Annotated in this window: 16 protein-coding genes and 2 tRNA genes; 10 read left to right on the top strand and 8 right to left on the bottom strand. The window is 61.3% G+C overall.

Features of this window, described 5'->3' with window-relative positions:
- Positions 1 to 342 precede the first annotated feature (342 nt).
- The 3 genes from SKTS_RS04185 to SKTS_RS04175 all read right to left on the bottom strand — a co-directional run bounded on the left by SKTS_RS04185 (position 343) and on the right by SKTS_RS04175 (position 2,098).
- Positions 343 to 1,215: a ParB/RepB/Spo0J family partition protein gene (locus tag SKTS_RS04185; RefSeq protein WP_173060774.1), complete on the bottom strand. Its 873-nt coding sequence runs from the start codon at positions 1,213 to 1,215 to the stop codon at positions 343 to 345.
- Between the two features lie 130 nt (positions 1,216 to 1,345).
- Positions 1,346 to 1,876, bottom strand: coding sequence for a phosphohydrolase (locus SKTS_RS04180; RefSeq protein WP_173060771.1), 531 nt, complete (start codon positions 1,874 to 1,876; stop codon positions 1,346 to 1,348).
- A gap of 18 nt (positions 1,877 to 1,894) precedes the next feature.
- Positions 1,895 to 2,098 (bottom strand): hypothetical protein, encoded by a 204-nt coding sequence (locus SKTS_RS04175; RefSeq protein WP_173060768.1) that lies wholly within the window; start codon positions 2,096 to 2,098, stop codon positions 1,895 to 1,897.
- 94 nt (positions 2,099 to 2,192) lie between these two features.
- Here SKTS_RS04175 and SKTS_RS04170 point away from each other — a divergent pair, with 94 nt between their 5' ends.
- Together SKTS_RS04170 and SKTS_RS04165 are read left to right on the top strand one after the other, a co-directional pair.
- A complete protein-coding gene (locus SKTS_RS04170) occupies positions 2,193 to 3,161 on the top strand; it encodes a helix-turn-helix transcriptional regulator (RefSeq protein WP_173060765.1) in 969 nt (322 codons plus the stop codon).
- A gap of 381 nt (positions 3,162 to 3,542) precedes the next feature.
- A complete protein-coding gene (locus SKTS_RS04165; protein WP_173060762.1) occupies positions 3,543 to 5,306 on the top strand; it encodes a thioredoxin domain-containing protein in 1,764 nt (587 codons plus the stop codon).
- A 42-nt stretch (positions 5,307 to 5,348) separates the two neighbouring features.
- On the opposite strand, the gene SKTS_RS04160 is transcribed toward SKTS_RS04165, so the two are convergent.
- Complete coding sequence (locus SKTS_RS04160; protein ID WP_173060759.1) at positions 5,349 to 6,320, bottom strand: tRNA dihydrouridine synthase; 972 nt, start codon at positions 6,318 to 6,320, stop codon at positions 5,349 to 5,351.
- Positions 6,321 to 6,455: 135 nt separating this feature from the next.
- Between SKTS_RS04160 and SKTS_RS04155 the strand changes: the two genes are divergently transcribed.
- The 4 genes from SKTS_RS04155 to SKTS_RS04140 all read left to right on the top strand — a co-directional run bounded on the left by SKTS_RS04155 (position 6,456) and on the right by SKTS_RS04140 (position 10,351).
- The gene (locus SKTS_RS04155) at positions 6,456 to 7,046 is read left to right on the top strand and encodes a LexA family protein (protein WP_173060756.1); all 591 of its coding nucleotides are present in this window, start codon (positions 6,456 to 6,458) and stop codon (positions 7,044 to 7,046) included.
- A gap of 11 nt (positions 7,047 to 7,057) precedes the next feature.
- The gene (locus tag SKTS_RS04150) at positions 7,058 to 7,546 is read left to right on the top strand and encodes a LexA family protein (RefSeq protein WP_198420419.1); all 489 of its coding nucleotides are present in this window, start codon (positions 7,058 to 7,060) and stop codon (positions 7,544 to 7,546) included.
- Positions 7,525 to 8,808 (top strand): Y-family DNA polymerase, encoded by a 1,284-nt coding sequence (locus SKTS_RS04145; RefSeq protein ID WP_173060753.1) that lies wholly within the window; start codon positions 7,525 to 7,527, stop codon positions 8,806 to 8,808. Before SKTS_RS04150 ends, SKTS_RS04145 begins: the two co-directional genes overlap by 22 nt.
- A gap of 184 nt (positions 8,809 to 8,992) precedes the next feature.
- Positions 8,993 to 10,351 carry a rhomboid family intramembrane serine protease gene (locus SKTS_RS04140; RefSeq protein ID WP_173060750.1) on the top strand — a complete coding sequence of 453 codons (1,359 nt, stop codon included), beginning with the start codon at positions 8,993 to 8,995 and terminating at the stop codon, positions 10,349 to 10,351.
- A gap of 24 nt (positions 10,352 to 10,375) precedes the next feature.
- Here the strand turns inward: SKTS_RS04140 and SKTS_RS04135 are convergent, their stop codons facing one another.
- On the bottom strand, positions 10,376 to 11,803 hold the full coding sequence (locus tag SKTS_RS04135) for a ZZ-type zinc finger protein (RefSeq protein ID WP_173060747.1): 1,428 nt from the start codon (positions 11,801 to 11,803) through the stop codon (positions 10,376 to 10,378).
- Positions 11,804 to 12,051: 248 nt separating this feature from the next.
- Between SKTS_RS04135 and SKTS_RS04130 the strand changes: the two genes are divergently transcribed.
- Both SKTS_RS04130 and SKTS_RS04125 read left to right on the top strand, forming a co-directional pair.
- The gene (locus SKTS_RS04130; protein WP_173060744.1) at positions 12,052 to 12,951 is read left to right on the top strand and encodes a recombination-associated protein RdgC; all 900 of its coding nucleotides are present in this window, start codon (positions 12,052 to 12,054) and stop codon (positions 12,949 to 12,951) included.
- Positions 12,952 to 13,103: 152 nt separating this feature from the next.
- Positions 13,104 to 13,331, top strand: a complete 228-nt coding sequence (locus SKTS_RS04125) for a hypothetical protein (protein ID WP_173060741.1) — start codon at positions 13,104 to 13,106, stop codon at positions 13,329 to 13,331.
- 99 nt (positions 13,332 to 13,430) lie between these two features.
- On the opposite strand, the gene SKTS_RS04120 is transcribed toward SKTS_RS04125, so the two are convergent.
- Entirely contained in the window at positions 13,431 to 13,697 is a 267-nt protein-coding gene (locus SKTS_RS04120; RefSeq protein ID WP_173060738.1) for a hypothetical protein, read from the bottom strand.
- Positions 13,698 to 13,766: 69 nt separating this feature from the next.
- A tRNA-Arg gene (locus tag SKTS_RS04115) sits at positions 13,767 to 13,843 on the bottom strand.
- A 71-nt stretch (positions 13,844 to 13,914) separates the two neighbouring features.
- On the opposite strand from SKTS_RS04115, the gene SKTS_RS04110 reads away from it, so the two are divergent.
- A tRNA-Met gene (locus SKTS_RS04110) sits at positions 13,915 to 13,991 on the top strand.
- Positions 13,992 to 14,089: 98 nt separating this feature from the next.
- Positions 14,090 to 14,539: a YaiI/YqxD family protein gene (locus SKTS_RS04105; RefSeq protein WP_173060735.1), complete on the top strand. Its 450-nt coding sequence runs from the start codon at positions 14,090 to 14,092 to the stop codon at positions 14,537 to 14,539.
- Positions 14,540 to 14,546: 7 nt separating this feature from the next.
- On the opposite strand, the gene SKTS_RS04100 is transcribed toward SKTS_RS04105, so the two are convergent.
- Positions 14,547 to 15,032 (bottom strand): cyclic nucleotide-binding domain-containing protein, encoded by a 486-nt coding sequence (locus SKTS_RS04100; protein ID WP_173060732.1) that lies wholly within the window; start codon positions 15,030 to 15,032, stop codon positions 14,547 to 14,549.
- Position 15,033 lies beyond the last annotated feature (1 nt).

Genomic DNA, 15,033 nt, shown 5'->3' with positions numbered 1-15,033 from the left:
ATTGCATGAAGCCGCGGTGCCCGATGCAACTTGTCGTCCTCGGCGCTCCGCGATCACGCTCATAGCTCTCTTTTGCGCTGAGATGCAATATGCAGTCCCGCCACGGATCGGAGTCTGTTTTGTATCCAAGCTTTTCGCAGGAGGGGCCGTAGACCGTGATCATCTCGTCGACTTCGCGCTGCAACTGAGCCGCCCTTTGAGCAGGGGTTGCGCAGCCACCCAACACGGCGACTGCGATTAGAAGAATAAGTATTCTCATGGCAATCTCCTTTTGTGGAGATTTGACTGCAAACCGATATGGGGGTTCATTTCCGCTTTAAGCGGCCACCATGGCGATTCTTCCTAGAACGGCGGGTTCCCTTCACCCTTCAGAGCCAGAAACTCATCGATCAGCCGGACCAGGACTTCTTCCTCGTCGCCCTCAGGCAGACCGAGAATCCTGGCCACCATTTTTACCTTGCTGGAATTGATCAGCCGACGGCCGGGAACAGGCGCGGCTGGCGCATCTTCCCAGGGTGGAGTATCTGTGGCGTCGGACGGGGTTTCTTCCCTGGCCTTGCGCCGGCCGCCCTCCGCGGAAAGCGCCCTGTCGACAACTTTCCTGGCCAGCTTTTCCCCTTCCGGTAATTGCTCGATCTGGCCGATGATGGCCTCGGCCTTCGCTTCGTTCTTCTGCGCCAGTTTTTCCAGCTTGACTGCCGCGCCGGTGCTGGCGATCTTGCCGGAATCCAGCAGGGCGGTGATCTTGGGGGAGAGGTTGGCTGCTGCTGCGGCAGTCGCCTGGTTGAGCCAGGAGGGCGTTCCGCCGAAGTGGTCCAGCGCTGCAGCCCGGCTGTCGAAACGGTCAGTGATGGTCTGGATGGCGTTGGCCATGTCGCGCGGCTCCAGCGGCGCGCGCAGACCCATGCCGAGGTTTTCGAAAACCTGCACCTCCAGCACCTCGGCGGGATCGCAGGCGCGGATCAGCGCCGGCACTGTTTTTTCGCCCGCCAGCACGGCGGCCCGCCAGCGACGCTCGCCGACGATCAGGACATGCCGCCCGGCCGCGTTGGCGGGCTGCACCACCAGCGGGTGGATGAGCCCTTTCCTGCGGATGGAATTGGCCAGGGCCTTGATCGCCGATGCGTCGATGTGCTGACGCGGGCTGGCCGGGTCCGGCTCGATCAGCGTCACGTCCAGCATCTGGAATTGGGTGTGGGATTCTTTGAAAGTCATAAGCGCTCGGTATCGAAATGGAGAGTAGCGCGATCGGGGACCAGCCCGGGGAGATCGGCTAAAGGGGCTGAATAATCCATGGTTTCAGCCCCGTTTTCAAGTCGAAATAATTGCCTGCAGGAGAAAGGGTTCAGTCTCCGGCGTACAAGTCCCCGAACGCGCGCAGGAACGCCTGCTTCGCATCTTCCGGCTGCATGGTGCATATCCTGTCGGGCAGTGCTTCGATCCCCTGCAAACTGGTCCAGCTTTCGGTCGAATAGGGCATCAGGTCGCGCTTCTCGGTGGCCAGCGCGACCAGGTCCGCACGCTTGATGTCGCCATGGTGGCTGAGGTCCAGCCCGAAGCGTTCGCCGATGATGCGGGTAACGCTGTCCTCGATCGCGGAAAACGCCGGCAGCAGCAGTTTAAGCGGCTTCACCATATCGCCCAGGTAGGCTTCGGCGGCGTCGTGCAGTAGGGCGGCAAGCTGCAGGTCGTCCGGGACCTGCGACGCGACGATCAGGCTGTGCTGGGCGACCGAGTAGAAAGCGTTGGTCTGGCCGTTGAAACGGCACTGATAAGCGAGGCCGTGCGCGATGTCCTCGATCTCGATGTCGTCGATGCGCGGCTCCAGCGGATAGAAGCGGTTGCCCAGATAGGTGGAAACATAAGGCGTGCTCATTGGCTTGCTCCTCATGGATCAGCGGCTCGCGCGCATGGCTTTGCGCAGCTCGCTGACGTGCCGTTCCATTTTACGCAAAGTGGCCGGGCGCACCCGTGTTTTGCCTTCGGCCGTTGCCCGCTGGCAGATGCGCTGGATGGCCAGGGTCAGCGCCAGTCGGGTTTCTGTCTTCAACTGTGGCGACAATCCGGTGGCAGAGGCGGTAAACAGGTTCGCTTGCATGCTGGTTTTCCCTTTCATGATGTGTTGGACACATTATGGGTTATAGTAAAGCTCACCAGATGAGCCACACCAAGCCTGAATGCAAGGAAATTTAATGGACCGCACCGAACGCTTTTACAAGATCGACCAGCTCCTCAACGACCGGGCCGTGGTGCCGGTCAACGCTTTCCTGGAAGACCTGGGCATCTCGCTCGCCACCTTCAAGCGCGACCTCGAATACATGCGCGAACGGCTCAACGCGCCGATCCAGTGGGACCGCGAAGCCGGCGGCTACCGCTACGGCCAGCCCGACGCCCTCGCGCCCTCTTTCGCCCTGCCCGGCCTGTGGTTCAACCCGGGCGAAGTGCACGCCCTGCTCACCATGCAGCACCTGCTCTCCAACCTCGAACCCGGCCTGCTGGCGGGCCACATCAAACCCTTGCAGGCGCGCCTGAAAGCGCTGCTGGAAAGCCGCGACCACTCCGCCGAGGAAGTGGAAAACCGCTTCCGCATCGTCCACGCCGCGCGGCGCCAGGTCGCCACCACCCATTTCGAAGTCATCGCCTCCGCCACCCTGAGCCGCAAACGCCTCAGCATCCGCCACTACAGCCGCCAGACCGGGGAGGAATCGGAGCGCATCGTGTCCCCCCTGCAACTGGTGTACTACCGCGACAACTGGTACGTGGACACCTGGTGCCATCTGCGCGAGGGCATACGCAGCTTCTCCATCGACGCCATCCGCCACGCCGAAATGGTGGAAGGAAAGGTGAAAGAACTGCCCGGAGCGAAACTGAAGGAAGTGCTGGAAAGCGGCTATGGCATCTTCTCCGGCAAGGAAGTGACCTGGGCCAGGCTGCGCTTCTCCCCCGAACGTGCGCGCTGGGTGGCGAACGAACTGTGGCACCCGCAGCAGAAGGGCGAATTCGATCCGGACGGCCACTACCTGCTGGACCTGCCCTACAACGACGACCGGGAACTGATCATGGATATCATGCGCCACGGCGCGGAAGTGGAAGTGGTTGCGCCGGAGCAACTGCGCGAACGGGTGAAGCGGGAACTCGGGGCGGCGCTGGCACATTACTGAGCGAACAAATCAAGCCCGGAAAAAACCGCAGCACCATCCCGACCATGGCTCACGCCATGAGCTTTCTGTTCGACATACTGGCCCCGTCAATTTAAAAAACGGAGCCGATGATGAGAATGGAAAACCAAACACTGCGCCTGCAAACCTATTTTCGCGACCCGGATTTCTGGGTTTTTGTGGTCTCGCTTGCCTTGACGCCGCTGGTGCTGTTCAACATTCTTTGAACGCCAGGCCGGAACCACCCGGATGGAGCCGAAGTCTTAGTTTGCGCAGGCTTTCCAAATCCACGCCGGCATGACTGTAGAAGGCGGGATCAATAGCAGGAACCCCATGGCACGATCATCAAGGCAACGCTTATTCGGATTGATTCTGGCGCTGTGCATGTCCTTCCTGCCCGCGGCGATGCAGGCTGCGCCCTTGGTCAACCGTCTCGCCAATCACCCCTCTCCCTACCTGGCGATGCACGGCGCCGACCCGGTGGCATGGCAGGAATGGAGCCCGGCCACCGTCTCTCTGGCACGGCAGCAGAACAAGCTGCTGTTCGTTTCCATCGGCTATTTCTCCTGTCACTGGTGCCATGTCATGCAGCAGGAAAGTTACCGCGATCTACGCATCGCCGAGGTGCTAAATCGGGATTTCATTCCCGTAAAAGTCGACCGTGAGTTGAACACTGCGCTGGATGCCGAAATGATCGAATTCGCGCGGCGTTCCCGCGGCATGGCCGGATGGCCGCTCAATGTTTTCATCACCCCCGAAGGCTACCCGGTCTACGCCACGCTGTATTCGAAACCGGACCAGTTTCTGGGCCTGATAAGCAAATTGAGTGAACGCTGGCTGACCGATCGCGATGAACTCAAGGCGGCGGCCAGGGAGGCTGCCGGCGGCGGGAAGCCGGTGGGCTCCATCCCGCTGAAGCCTGCTTCCGATCATGCCGCGGTCTGGCGCCAACGGCTGGTGGATGACGCCCTGGCGATGGCCGACCCGTTGCGCGGCGGACTCGAACAGGCACGCAAGTTTCCCATGGCGCCCCAACTCACGGCCCTGCTGCAAATCCATGAGCGCCATCCAGACGCCCGGCTTGCCGCGTGGCTGACCCTGACCTTGGACCTGATGGCAAAAGGCGGGCTGCGCGACCACGTCGGCGGCGGTTTTTTTCGCTATACGGTCGACCCGGAATGGCACACGCCCCATTACGAGAAAATGCTGTACGACAACGCCGAGCTTGCTTTGCTTTACCTGCGTGCCGCCCGCATTCTGGGCAAACCGCAATACCAGGAAATCGCCTTCGAGACCCTGGATTTCATGCTGGCGGAAATGCGCGATGCGGAAACCGGCGCCTTCATCACCAGCACGTCGGCGGTCGACAGCGAAGGACGGGAAGGCGGCGTCTATCTCTGGAGCATGGAACAACTCCGTCACACCCTGAGTCCTGACGAGTTAGCCCTGGCCACGCGCATCTGGGGGCTGGAAGCCGCGGCGGAGTCGGACCTGGGCTATCTCCCCCAACAAGTGCGCGAGCCGACGGCTGCGGAACTGGCGCAACTCGAGCCCGTCTACCGCAAGCTGCGAAAAGAAAGGAGAAATCGCAGCCTGCCCAAGGACGACAAGCTGCTGGCAGGTCTGAACGGATTGGCGCTCAAGGCCCTGAGCGAAGCGGCGGCTACCGCTCCGCGTTACCGGCGCTCCGCCGACGAGGTGAAGGATTTTCTGGCAAGGCAACTGTGGCGCAAGGATGGGCTGCAAAATGGAATGGGGCACGGCAAACTGTTCGGCCCCGCGGATCTGGAGGGATACGCCTACGCGGCATCCGGCCTGCGGTATTACGCCCGCCTGAGCGGGAAGGCGGCGGACCATGCTTTTGCGGACAAGCTGGCGCGGGAGGCCTGGCGCCGCTTCCATTCTCCCCGCGGGTTCCGCCTGGCGGGAACGACCCTGCTCGCCGCCGAGAAACGGCAGGCCGTCATTGCGGACGGCCCGGCGCCTTCGCCATCGACGGAACTCATCACCGCCAGTCTGGCGTCCCATGACAAAGCCCTGCGGCGCAATGGCGTTGCCGCGCTCGGGTTCACGGTTTCCCCCGCGGGGCACGATTTGTTCATGCATGCGAGTCTGGTGGCTGCGATGGATGCCGCTGCTAGCCCTTGATTCCGCAGCCCCTTCCGAACAGGGCCAATCGGGTTGAAAAACTCAATGCGGCAAATCAGCCCGACCAAGGATAGAAAGTCCGCAAAGCACATCTGAAATTTCGCCCGGCGTGCGTAGGGGGCGAATGATGGTGTGTAGTTCCCCGGCTTCCGGCCACGTCCGGCGCAGCATGCCGAGCCACAGCTTGAGTCGCCCCGCCGCCTGAGCCGGCAGCACTTTGCGCTGCACGCCGGTCCAGTAGTCGGCGATGAAGGGCAGCAGCGCCAGCCAATCCTGCGGTGTCGGTTCAGGTTCCGCCATGCCGCGTATGCGTTGCGCCAGCCACGGGTCGGAGACTGCGCCGCGCCCAAGCATCACGTCGTGCGACCCGCTGATCTCGCAGCAGCGCTTCCAGTCCTCGACGGTCCATACTTCGCCGTTGGCCACGACCGGGACGGGAATGGCCTCCCGGATGCGCGCAACCCATTCCCAGTGCGCCGGCGCCTTGTAGCCCTGCTCCTTGGTGCGGGCATGTACCACCAGCGACGCGGCGCCGCCTTCCGCCAGCGCCTGGGCGCAATCGAGCGCGCGCGAGGTATCGGAGATTCCCAGGCGCATTTTCGCCGTCACCGGAATGTTTTTCGGCACGGCGCAGCGGACGGCATGGACGATCCTGTTGAGCAGCTCCGGATCGCCCAGGAGCATTGCGCCGCCGCCGTGCCGGTTCACCGTTTTGGCGGGGCAGCCGAAGTTCAGGTCCACGCCATGCGGGGAAAGCTCGCTCAGCCGGGCGGCGTTGGCCGCTAGCCAGCCGGGGTCGCTCCCCAGCAACTGCACCGCGACTGGCGTACCGGACGACGTACGGCTCCCGTCGAAAATCTCCGGACAAAGGCGCTGATAGGTGCGGAACGGCAGCAGCGTGCCGGAAACCCGGATGAACTCCGACACCGCGCCATCGTAGCCGCCGATGCGTGTCAGCACGTCGCGCAGCACGTAATCGGCGAGGCCCTCCATGGGGGCGAGAATCAGGCGCATGGTCTTCTGCGGGGTTACGGGGAGAGTGCCCATTTTAGAAGAAAACGGGCGCGGCTTGCGTGAAATATTCGCCATTGACAGGTTGTCGTTCGATAACTATCATGGTTTTCATTAGACAACCATCGGTAACTCTCCATGCCCACGCCCAATCGCGACAACGAGCACCTCGCCAAGCTGCGCGACTACTACGCCGACGCCCGGCGCATCCCGTCGCAGCAGCGCATCGCCGCACTGATCGGTTTCTCCAAGGCGGCGGCGCGCAAATTCCTCGAGCGCCTGGAGACGCAGGGCTTCCTCGCACGCACCCCGGACGACGACGCATGGATGCCGGCCAAGCGCTTCTTCGAGCGCCCGCTGGCGGACGCCACGGTGCCGGCGGGCATGCCGGTGCTGGCCAACGATGTCGGCGGCGATCCCTTCTTCGTCGACGACTACCTGGTGCGCACCCCTTCCCGCACGGCCATGATCCCCATCAAGGGCGAATCGATGATCGACGCCGGCATCAACGACGGCGACATCGCCGTGGTCGAACGCGGCACCGCCGCCAGCGCCGGGGATTTCGTGGTGGCCATCGTGGACAACGAGTTCACCCTCAAGGAACTCGCCATCGAGCGCGGCCAGTTCATCCTGCGCCCGCACAACAAGGCGTTCCCGGTCATCCGCCCGCAGGGTTCGCTGGAAATCTACGGCGTCATGGTCGGCCTCGTCCGACGATATCGCAACTAGCCGGGGCTGCCATGTCTATCTGCATGGAAGGCCCCGCGGCCTTCCCAGGGGGCTTGCTGTCCCTGCTCGACGCACCGCCAGCCGTATTCCGGGTGGGCGGACCGCTGCTGGCCAGGCCGGTTCCCGCCGGCTTCCCCTCGCCCGCCGACGACTACGTCGAGGGCCGCATCGACCTGAACCGCCACCTGATCGCACACCGGGAAGCGACCTTCTTCATCCGCGTCGCGGGCGATTCGATGACCGGGTTCGGCATCCACGACGGCGACCTGCTGGTGGTGGACCGCTCCGTCGAAGCGAGCGACCGCAGCATCGTCATCGCCGTGCTGGAAGGCGACTTCACCGTGAAGCAGCTGTGCCACGCACCGCAAGGCTACCTGCTGCGCGCCGGCAACGCCGACTATCCCGACATCCATGTCGGCGCGGACCTGTCACTCACCATCTGGGGCGTGGTGAAGTGGTCGATCCACGAGATAGGATTATGTCTGCCAACATCGCCCTGATCGACTGCAACAATTTCTACGTGTCCTGCGAGCGGGTGTTCAACCCCAGGCTCGAAGGCCGGCCGGTCGTCGTGCTGTCCAACAACGACGGCTGCGTGGTGGCGCGCAGCAACGAGGTGAAGGCACTGGGCGTCGGCATGGCCGTGCCGTGGTTCCAGATCCGGGCGCTGGCGGAGCAGCACGATATCGTCGCGCTCTCCAGCAATTACGCGCTCTACGCCGACATGAGCAACCGCGTGATGGCTATCCTCTCGAGCTTTTCGCCCAGCCAGGAGGTCTACTCCATCGACGAGTGCTTCCTCGACCTGAGCGGCTTCGAGCATTTGGGCCTGACGCGCTACGCGCAGACCATGCGGCACAGGATTCGCCGCCAGCTGGGGCTGCCGGTGTGCGTCGGCATCGCCACCTCGAAAACCCTGGCCAAGCTCGCCAACCATGTCGCCAAGAAACGCGCCGCTTTCGACAGCGTATGCGACTTCGGCGCGCTAGATTCCGGCGACCTGGATCGCCTGCTGGGCGATATCGAGGTCGGCGAGGTCTGGGGAGTGGGCCGGCGCCTGGCGCCGAAGCTTGGCGACATGGGCATCCGCACGGTGCTCGACCTCAAGCGGGCATCGCCCGCGCGCATCCGCCAGCGTTTCTCGATCGTGCTGGAGCGCACCGTGGAGGAACTCAACGGCGTGCCGCGCCTCAGCCTGGAAGAGGTAACTGCGCCGAACCAGCAGATCATCTCCTCGCGCTCGTTCGGCATGCCTGTGCTGGGCCTTGCGGAACTGCAGCAGGCGGTGCAGACCTACACCGTGCGCGCCGCGCTGAAACTGCGCCGCCAGAACGCCCTGGCCGGCGCCATCCACGTCTTCATCCGCACCAACCCCTTCAAGGAAAATGCGCCGCAGTACAGCCCCAGCATCACGGTGCCGCTGGCTTCCCCGACATCCGACTCGATTGCGCTTTCCCATGGCGCGCTGCAGGGGCTCAAAACGATTTACCGGCCGGGCTTCGCCTACACCAAGGCGGGCGTGATGCTTTCCGAACTGATCCCCGCCAGCCGGCGCGCCCTCACGCTGTTCGACGACCCCGCCCAGCTGGCGCGCTCCACCGGCCTCATGCAGGCGCTGGACCGCATCAACCAGACCTTCGGGCAAGGGACCATCAAGCTAGCCGGGGAAGGGCTGACGCCGCATTGGCACACCAAGTCCGAGCGCAAATCGCCGTGCTACACCACACGCCTGAGCGACGTGGTGGTGGCGCAGGCGGGCTGACCGAAGTTGGTGTGGTAGCGCGAATTTAACTTACAATCGCGCAAATCCCACCAAGAGCCCTGCCATGCTGCTTATCCCGCTAGACAAGCCTGTCGACTGGAAATCACCGCCGCTTGTTACAGTGTTTCTCATTGTCCTGAACGCGCTCATTTTCCTTGTTGCTCAGGCGCATGATGAAAAGCGCATGGCCGAAGCCACAAAATATTATGCGCAGTCGAGTTTGCCGCGCATCGAAGTTCCGCTTTATTTGCGTTACCTCGAAAACAACGGGCAGCAACCCCAAGCCAGCGAGGTGGCCCGCAGCCTGGAGCACGACTCGAAGCTGGCGCCGCAATTGCTGTTTGCCATGGACATCGATGCGCCCTTCATGCGGCAGCTACGCCAGGGCGGATTATTTCAGCCGGATTTTAGCGAGCGCGCGCTATGGCAGGCGGAACGGACGCATCTTGACGGGCTGCTCGGCCGGGTGGTGTGGTACAGCTATGGACTGAAGCCCGCTTACCCGGCGTTCGTAACAATGTTCAGCCACATGTTTCTGCATGCGGATTTCGGGCATCTGTTCGGCAACATGCTGATCCTGGGGCTGATAGGTTACGTGGTTGAAGCGGCGCTGGGCAGCCGGCGCTACCTGGTTTTCTATTTGCTGGCAGGGCTGGCTTCCGGCGGGCTGGACGTGATGATTCACCCTGACAGCGGCATTACGGATATCGGGGCATCGGGCGCGATTGCCGGCGTAATGGGGATGTATGCCGTGCTTTTCGGACTGCGAAAAATCCGTTTCTTTTACTGGCTGGTCTTTTATTTCGATTACATCAGGGCGCCCGCCATCATCATGCTTCCCGTGTGGCTGGCCAACGAGTTTTACCAGATGTTCCTGGCCGGGCCGTCGCGCGTCAACAATCTGGCCCACGTTGGCGGATTGTGCGCCGGTGCGGCGATCGCCATGGTGGTTAAACGCACTCAAGGCAGTGTCGATGTGTCCTATCTTGACGAGTCCGAGAAGGAAGCCGCTTTCCAGCGACGCTATGAGGAAGGCATCAAGCGCGTCGCTGCGCTGGACATGCCGCAGGCCGCCAGGATATTCGGCGAGCTGCATGCCGAAAAACCCGGTGACAGGGGCTTACTGGTTCAGCGCTACAACATCGCCAAACTCTCTCCGGCCAGCGAACTGTTCCATGCGCTCAGCCAGCAGATTCTGAATCTGACGGATAAGGACGCGGAGTGCATCAAGCTGCAGAATGCCACCTACAAGGAATATTTCCGCATTGCCCAGCCTAGCATACGCTGGACGCCGCACACGCTGTTGGCGCTGGCACGCCGCTTTGCTTCCGCAGGGTTTCTCGATGATGCGGAGAAGCTCGTCAATGTTCTGGGCAAATCGCCAAACGCATCGCTGGCGCCGGCATTGCTGGCTTTGGGCACCGCCTATGCGCGAGAAAAGCAAAGCGAAAAGAGCCGTCAGTATCTAAGCTTGCTGATCGATCGCCACCCGCAATCGTCGGAAGCCGAGTTGGCCCATCACATCCTGAACAATGCCGGCTAAAAACCGGAAAACCGCGACGGGCCTTTAACCGGCAGTGGCAAGCCGCCCGAGCAGCGCCAAGTATTCCCGGATTTTGGGCGCCAGCTCATGTTGCGGGAATTTACTCTGCAGGAAGCCCAGAATCTTTGCCGCCTGCTGATCCTGCCTCAATTCCTCGCACATAATCTGCGCGACGAGAAAATAGATATTCGGCAGCTCGACATGATTGTCGTGACGCTGGTGGAAATTCTGTGCGAGTTTCACTGCCAGTTGCGGCTCGCGCAAGGCACGTAATTGCAGCATCAGGGGGTAGGTATAATCCGGGTTGGCAGGGCGGAACTCCGCGACCAGTCGCTGGCAATCACGCAGAATTTCCGCCGCCTGACGTGTTTTCTGCTCAGCCATCAGCAGAGTGATGAAGGGTTGGGCGGATTCGGCCAGACCTTGTGCGTCGCCCGCCAGAACGAGCAGTTTATGCAATTTTCCACGCAATTCCAGGTTGCCCGGCGCGCTGGCAATTTTCTCCACAAGAAGCTGTCGAGCCGCATCTGCCTTGCCTTCCTGCAGAAGCAGGGCAACCTGGGCATTGACCGGGTCGGCTGGTTTCTCCACTTTTGCGACATTCGATTCGCTCGTTTCATCGAAATCCACCGCGACGGCATAATTCAGTATCTGGTGATATTGATAGATGACGTATCCCATCAGGTGAAACATGGCGAGCAGGAAGTACATGTTCACCACGTCGTAAAGCAACGTCGCCCAGAACGAATGCTCCATGCCGGGCAGCAGGTATTGGAGTGCCGCACTGCTCGCCGTGAGCATGACCAGGAAAAACCAGAGCACCAGGTAGGGCCAGCCGATACAGCGTATGGTGCCGAACAGGTTGGCAGGGTTGATGGCCGCGCCGAAGCTATGGCTGGTAGCCAGTTCCATGACGCTGGCCGGCAGGGACAGATAGACCAGGATCAGCATGACGACAGCCCCGAAGCGGCCCAGCAAGGATGCTGCGACCCCTACCGAAGCGAACATCAGGATAAAGATGGCGAGTTGCTTGAATGGCAACGACAAGTCGCCGCTGACCAGTTCCGAACTCACCGCCGGCGGGTCGAGATGCCCTTGTGCAGAGCTTTCCAGCGCGGCATAGCCGTATCGGACGAACACCACGAAGATCACCAGTTGCATCAGGGCGGAGAACAGGCCGCTAGCACCGAAGAAGGCGCTGAGCAGCGCAAGTACTGCGATGTAAATCAGGGCGACAGGCCGCGCCGGATAGAGGAAAAATTTCGGGATGCGCAGCCAGAATGGCGTAATGACATTGCCCATGCCCAGCGGAGCCATCGGGCTTTTGCAGACCGGGCACAGCGTGAAGTTCTTTCCCGCTTTGACGCAGCCGGAACACAGATCGACATCGCACTGGGGGCAAGTCCAGCGCGCCGGAACGCTGGGGTGGGATTTGCAGTAGATTGTGGCCACAACGAGTCCGATTCAAATAGCGTTAAGAATTCAGTGCAAGGCGTCGAATTTTACAGCGATGAAAGTACGGTTCCCCCGGCTATACGGCCCCGCCAGAAGCATGCGAAGCCGGCATCCGGGTTTTCAGCAGATTCGACACCATCCGGTCAAAAACAGATTTTGGCTACAATACACCGACATATGGACCGACCGGAAGAATTTTATGTATTCCCGGTCGGCGTATAATCCCTCACTTTTTTGGAACGGCCATGTGGTTCAGGAACCTTCAAATCTACCGTCTTTCCACTGACTGGAAAGTCACCACGCAACAACTCGACGAGCAACTGGCGCAGCACGTTTTCCAGCCCTGCGGCGGCATGGACATGCAAACCCGGGGCTGGGTATCGCCGCGCGGCGACGAGCGCCTGGCTTATGCGCTGAACGGCCAGATCATGCTGGCCCTGCGCGTGGAGCAGAAGCTGCTGCCGGGCTCCGTTGTCAATGATCTGGCCAAGGACCGGATCGTCGAATTCGAACAGCAGCAGGGCTACAGCCCGAGCCGCAAGCAGGCGCGCGAAATCAAGGAGCGGGTCGCGGAGGAATTGCTGCCGCGCGCTTTCGCCCGGCGTCGCACCACCTACGTGTGGATCGATCCGGCGCATGGCTGGCTGGCCATCGATGCGGCCAGCACGGCCAAGGCGGACGAGGTGCTGGAAATGCTCAACAAGTGCATCAGCGACCTGCCGCTGTCGCCGCTGCGTACCGAGCGCTCGCCCGCCGCCGCGATGACGGAGTGGCTCACCACCAGCGAAGCGCCAGCCGGATTCAGCATCGACCGCGACTGCGAACTGCGCTCGCCGGTGGAAGAAAATGCCACCGTGCGCTATGTGCGCCACCCCCTCGACGCCGAGGAGATCAGCAAGCACATCACCGCCGGCAAGCAACCCACGCGCCTGGCGCTGACCTGGGACGACCGCGTTTCCTTCGTCCTCACCGACCGGATGGAAATCAAGCGCCTGGCTTTTCTCGACATCCTCAAGGAAGAAGCGGAGGCCAGCGCCGAAACGGCGGACGAGCAATTCGATGCGGACTTCGCCCTGATGACCGGCGAACTGGCCAGATTATTGCCGGCCATCGTGGCAGCGCTGGGGGGAGAGCATCGCGTCTGATCGGCGCGGACAAGGATGGGGCGCGAAATTATTTCAGACAATTGTCAACTACTGGCTTGGCCTGGCGTTATTTGGACCATTACGCCAAACGTAATTGTCCGAATCCACGATTCAGATAGATCGCTAACTGGTTAAATTAAAGGAAATCAAAAATGAGCAAACTTTTGTCCGCCCTGATCGCAGCCGCTTTCGCCGCCGTAACCTTCTCCGCCGTTGCCGCTGACGCAGCAGCTCCTGCTGCCGCTCCTGCCGCTGCCGAAGCACCTAAGGCAGAAGCTGCGAAGCCTGCCATGAAGCAGGTCAAAAAACACAAGAAAGCAAAGAAAGCTAAAGCAGCCGCGCCTGCCGCAGAACCTGCTGCCGCACCTGCAGCCAAGTAATTCCTTGCGCAGCACGTAAAAAAGGCAGGGTTCGCCCTGCCTTTTTTATTGCACCGGAGACGGTTCATCTTTCGCCGAACACGCCTGCAGCTGTCCTTGCTATTTGAGCCCGGACAGCACCTTCAAAGCCTGTGTCGGGTCGCCGCCTTGCATGATATCGGTTAACGCCACGTTCTTCTGCGGCGCGTCCGCGTCGCCATCCAGCTTGTCTACCGCCCACCCCGCCCCAAAAGAGACGATGGTCGCCAGCGTGCCGACCAGGATCTTGCGCGACAGGTTGCGGTCCAGTCCCTGCGCGTCGAGGTAGCGGTTCATGAAGAAAGCCGCAACAAAAAAAGCAATGGTGGAGAGGAACAGACCTAGCATGGGATGGATGTCCATCGAATCGGCAGGGCCACCGTTGTTAGAAACACGGTGCCCATTTCCATAAATGACTGGCGCGCCCGACAGGAGTCGAACCTGTGACCCTTGGCTTCGGAAACCAATACTCTATCCAACTGAGCTACGGGCGCGGAATTTTGAAGCAGGGATTATACCCGACTTGACAAATTCCGTGCAAAACGTAAAATTCCGCCTCTCCTTTGGTGATATAGCTCAGTTGGTTAGAGCACAGCACTCATAATGCTGGGGTCGGTGGTTCAAGTCCACCTATCACCACCAAGAATATCGAGGGCCTGCAGAAATGCAGGTCCTTTGTATTTGTACCGTTGATAACATGGCAGAGCTTGCCACCCATCACATCGCGGAAAGAGTCGCCAATGCAAATCTGGGTTGACGCCGATGCGTGCCCCAACGTCATCAAGGAAATCCTCTTTCGCGCCGCCGAGCGGGCGAAAGTGCCGATGACGCTGGTTGCCAATCAGCTGATACGTATCCCGGCCTCGCGCTATATCAGCGCGGTCCAGGTACCCGCCGGTTTCGACGTGGCCGACAACTGGATCGTCCAGCAGATTCAGCCCGGCGATCTGGTCATCACCGCCGACATTCCGCTCGCATCGGCAGTCATCGCGGGCGGCGGTCACGCACTCAATCCGCGCGGCGAGTTCTACAGCAAGGAAAACATCCAGGAACGCCTGACCATGCGCAACTTCATGGACGAGCTGCGCAGCAGCGGGGTGAACACGGGCGGCCCGGCGACGCTTGGCCAGAACGACCGCCAGGCTTTCGCCAATCAGCTGGATCGTTTTCTGGCGCGGCGTGGCGCCTAGAAAAGTCCTAGTAACGCCCGTGCTGTTTGTTGATGTAGTTGGTCAGCTCGACGTACTGGAGGTTCATGCGTCTTAGCGTGCTGTGCACCGAGCGGATCACCGCGCGCATGACCTGGTAGACGAGCTTGGGCTGCTCCTCGAGCAGGGCTTCGAGGCGGCTGCGCTCCAGGCTGAACAATTCGGTCGGCCCGATCGAACGCAAAGTGGCGCTGTGCTCCAGCCCGTCGAGGAAACCAAGCTCCCCGGCCAGGTCGCGCGGTCGGAGCATATGCAGCACGATCCAGTCGCCGGTGCCGTTTTCATGCGTCACGGCGAGATTACCCTTGGCGATGACGTAAAGGCTCTGGTCGACGGCGCCTTCCTTGAGCAAAACTTCCCCATCCGCCAGGCTGCGGCACACCACCTGTTTGGCAAGCAGCGCGCATTGCTCGTCGCTCAACTCAGCCGCGAGCGGCGAACTGCGGAATGTTTCGTAGCAATAATCAGATGCCATG

Source organism: Sulfurimicrobium lacus, from assembly GCF_011764585.1.
In the GTDB taxonomy this organism is placed as follows: domain Bacteria; phylum Pseudomonadota; class Gammaproteobacteria; order Burkholderiales; family Sulfuricellaceae; genus Sulfurimicrobium; species Sulfurimicrobium lacus.
This window is presented reverse-complemented; position numbering and strand designations above follow the sequence as displayed.

What these genes read in the sequence shown, in the direction of transcription:
- SKTS_RS04185 (WP_173060774.1), bottom strand. Translation starts at nt 1,215, where the DNA reads ATGACTTTCAAAGAATCCCACACCCAATTCCAGATGCTGGACGTGACG.
- SKTS_RS04180 (WP_173060771.1), bottom strand. Translation starts at nt 1,876, where the DNA reads ATGAGCACGCCTTATGTTTCCACCTATCTGGGCAACCGCTTCTATCCG.
- SKTS_RS04175 (WP_173060768.1), bottom strand. Translation starts at nt 2,098, where the DNA reads ATGCAAGCGAACCTGTTTACCGCCTCTGCCACCGGATTGTCGCCACAG.
- SKTS_RS04170 (WP_173060765.1), top strand. Translation starts at nt 2,193, where the DNA reads ATGGACCGCACCGAACGCTTTTACAAGATCGACCAGCTCCTCAACGAC.
- SKTS_RS04165 (WP_173060762.1), top strand. Translation starts at nt 3,543, where the DNA reads ATGTCCTTCCTGCCCGCGGCGATGCAGGCTGCGCCCTTGGTCAACCGT.
- SKTS_RS04160 (WP_173060759.1), bottom strand. Translation starts at nt 6,320, where the DNA reads ATGCGCCTGATTCTCGCCCCCATGGAGGGCCTCGCCGATTACGTGCTG.
- SKTS_RS04155 (WP_173060756.1), top strand. Translation starts at nt 6,456, where the DNA reads ATGCCCACGCCCAATCGCGACAACGAGCACCTCGCCAAGCTGCGCGAC.
- SKTS_RS04150 (WP_198420419.1), top strand. Translation starts at nt 7,058, where the DNA reads ATGTCTATCTGCATGGAAGGCCCCGCGGCCTTCCCAGGGGGCTTGCTG.
- SKTS_RS04145 (WP_173060753.1), top strand. Translation starts at nt 7,525, where the DNA reads ATGTCTGCCAACATCGCCCTGATCGACTGCAACAATTTCTACGTGTCC.
- SKTS_RS04140 (WP_173060750.1), top strand. Translation starts at nt 8,993, where the DNA reads ATGGCCGAAGCCACAAAATATTATGCGCAGTCGAGTTTGCCGCGCATC.
- SKTS_RS04130 (WP_173060744.1), top strand. Translation starts at nt 12,052, where the DNA reads ATGTGGTTCAGGAACCTTCAAATCTACCGTCTTTCCACTGACTGGAAA.
- SKTS_RS04125 (WP_173060741.1), top strand. Translation starts at nt 13,104, where the DNA reads ATGAGCAAACTTTTGTCCGCCCTGATCGCAGCCGCTTTCGCCGCCGTA.
- SKTS_RS04120 (WP_173060738.1), bottom strand. Translation starts at nt 13,697, where the DNA reads ATGCTAGGTCTGTTCCTCTCCACCATTGCTTTTTTTGTTGCGGCTTTC.
- SKTS_RS04105 (WP_173060735.1), top strand. Translation starts at nt 14,090, where the DNA reads ATGCAAATCTGGGTTGACGCCGATGCGTGCCCCAACGTCATCAAGGAA.
- SKTS_RS04100 (WP_173060732.1), bottom strand. Translation starts at nt 15,032, where the DNA reads ATGGCATCTGATTATTGCTACGAAACATTCCGCAGTTCGCCGCTCGCG.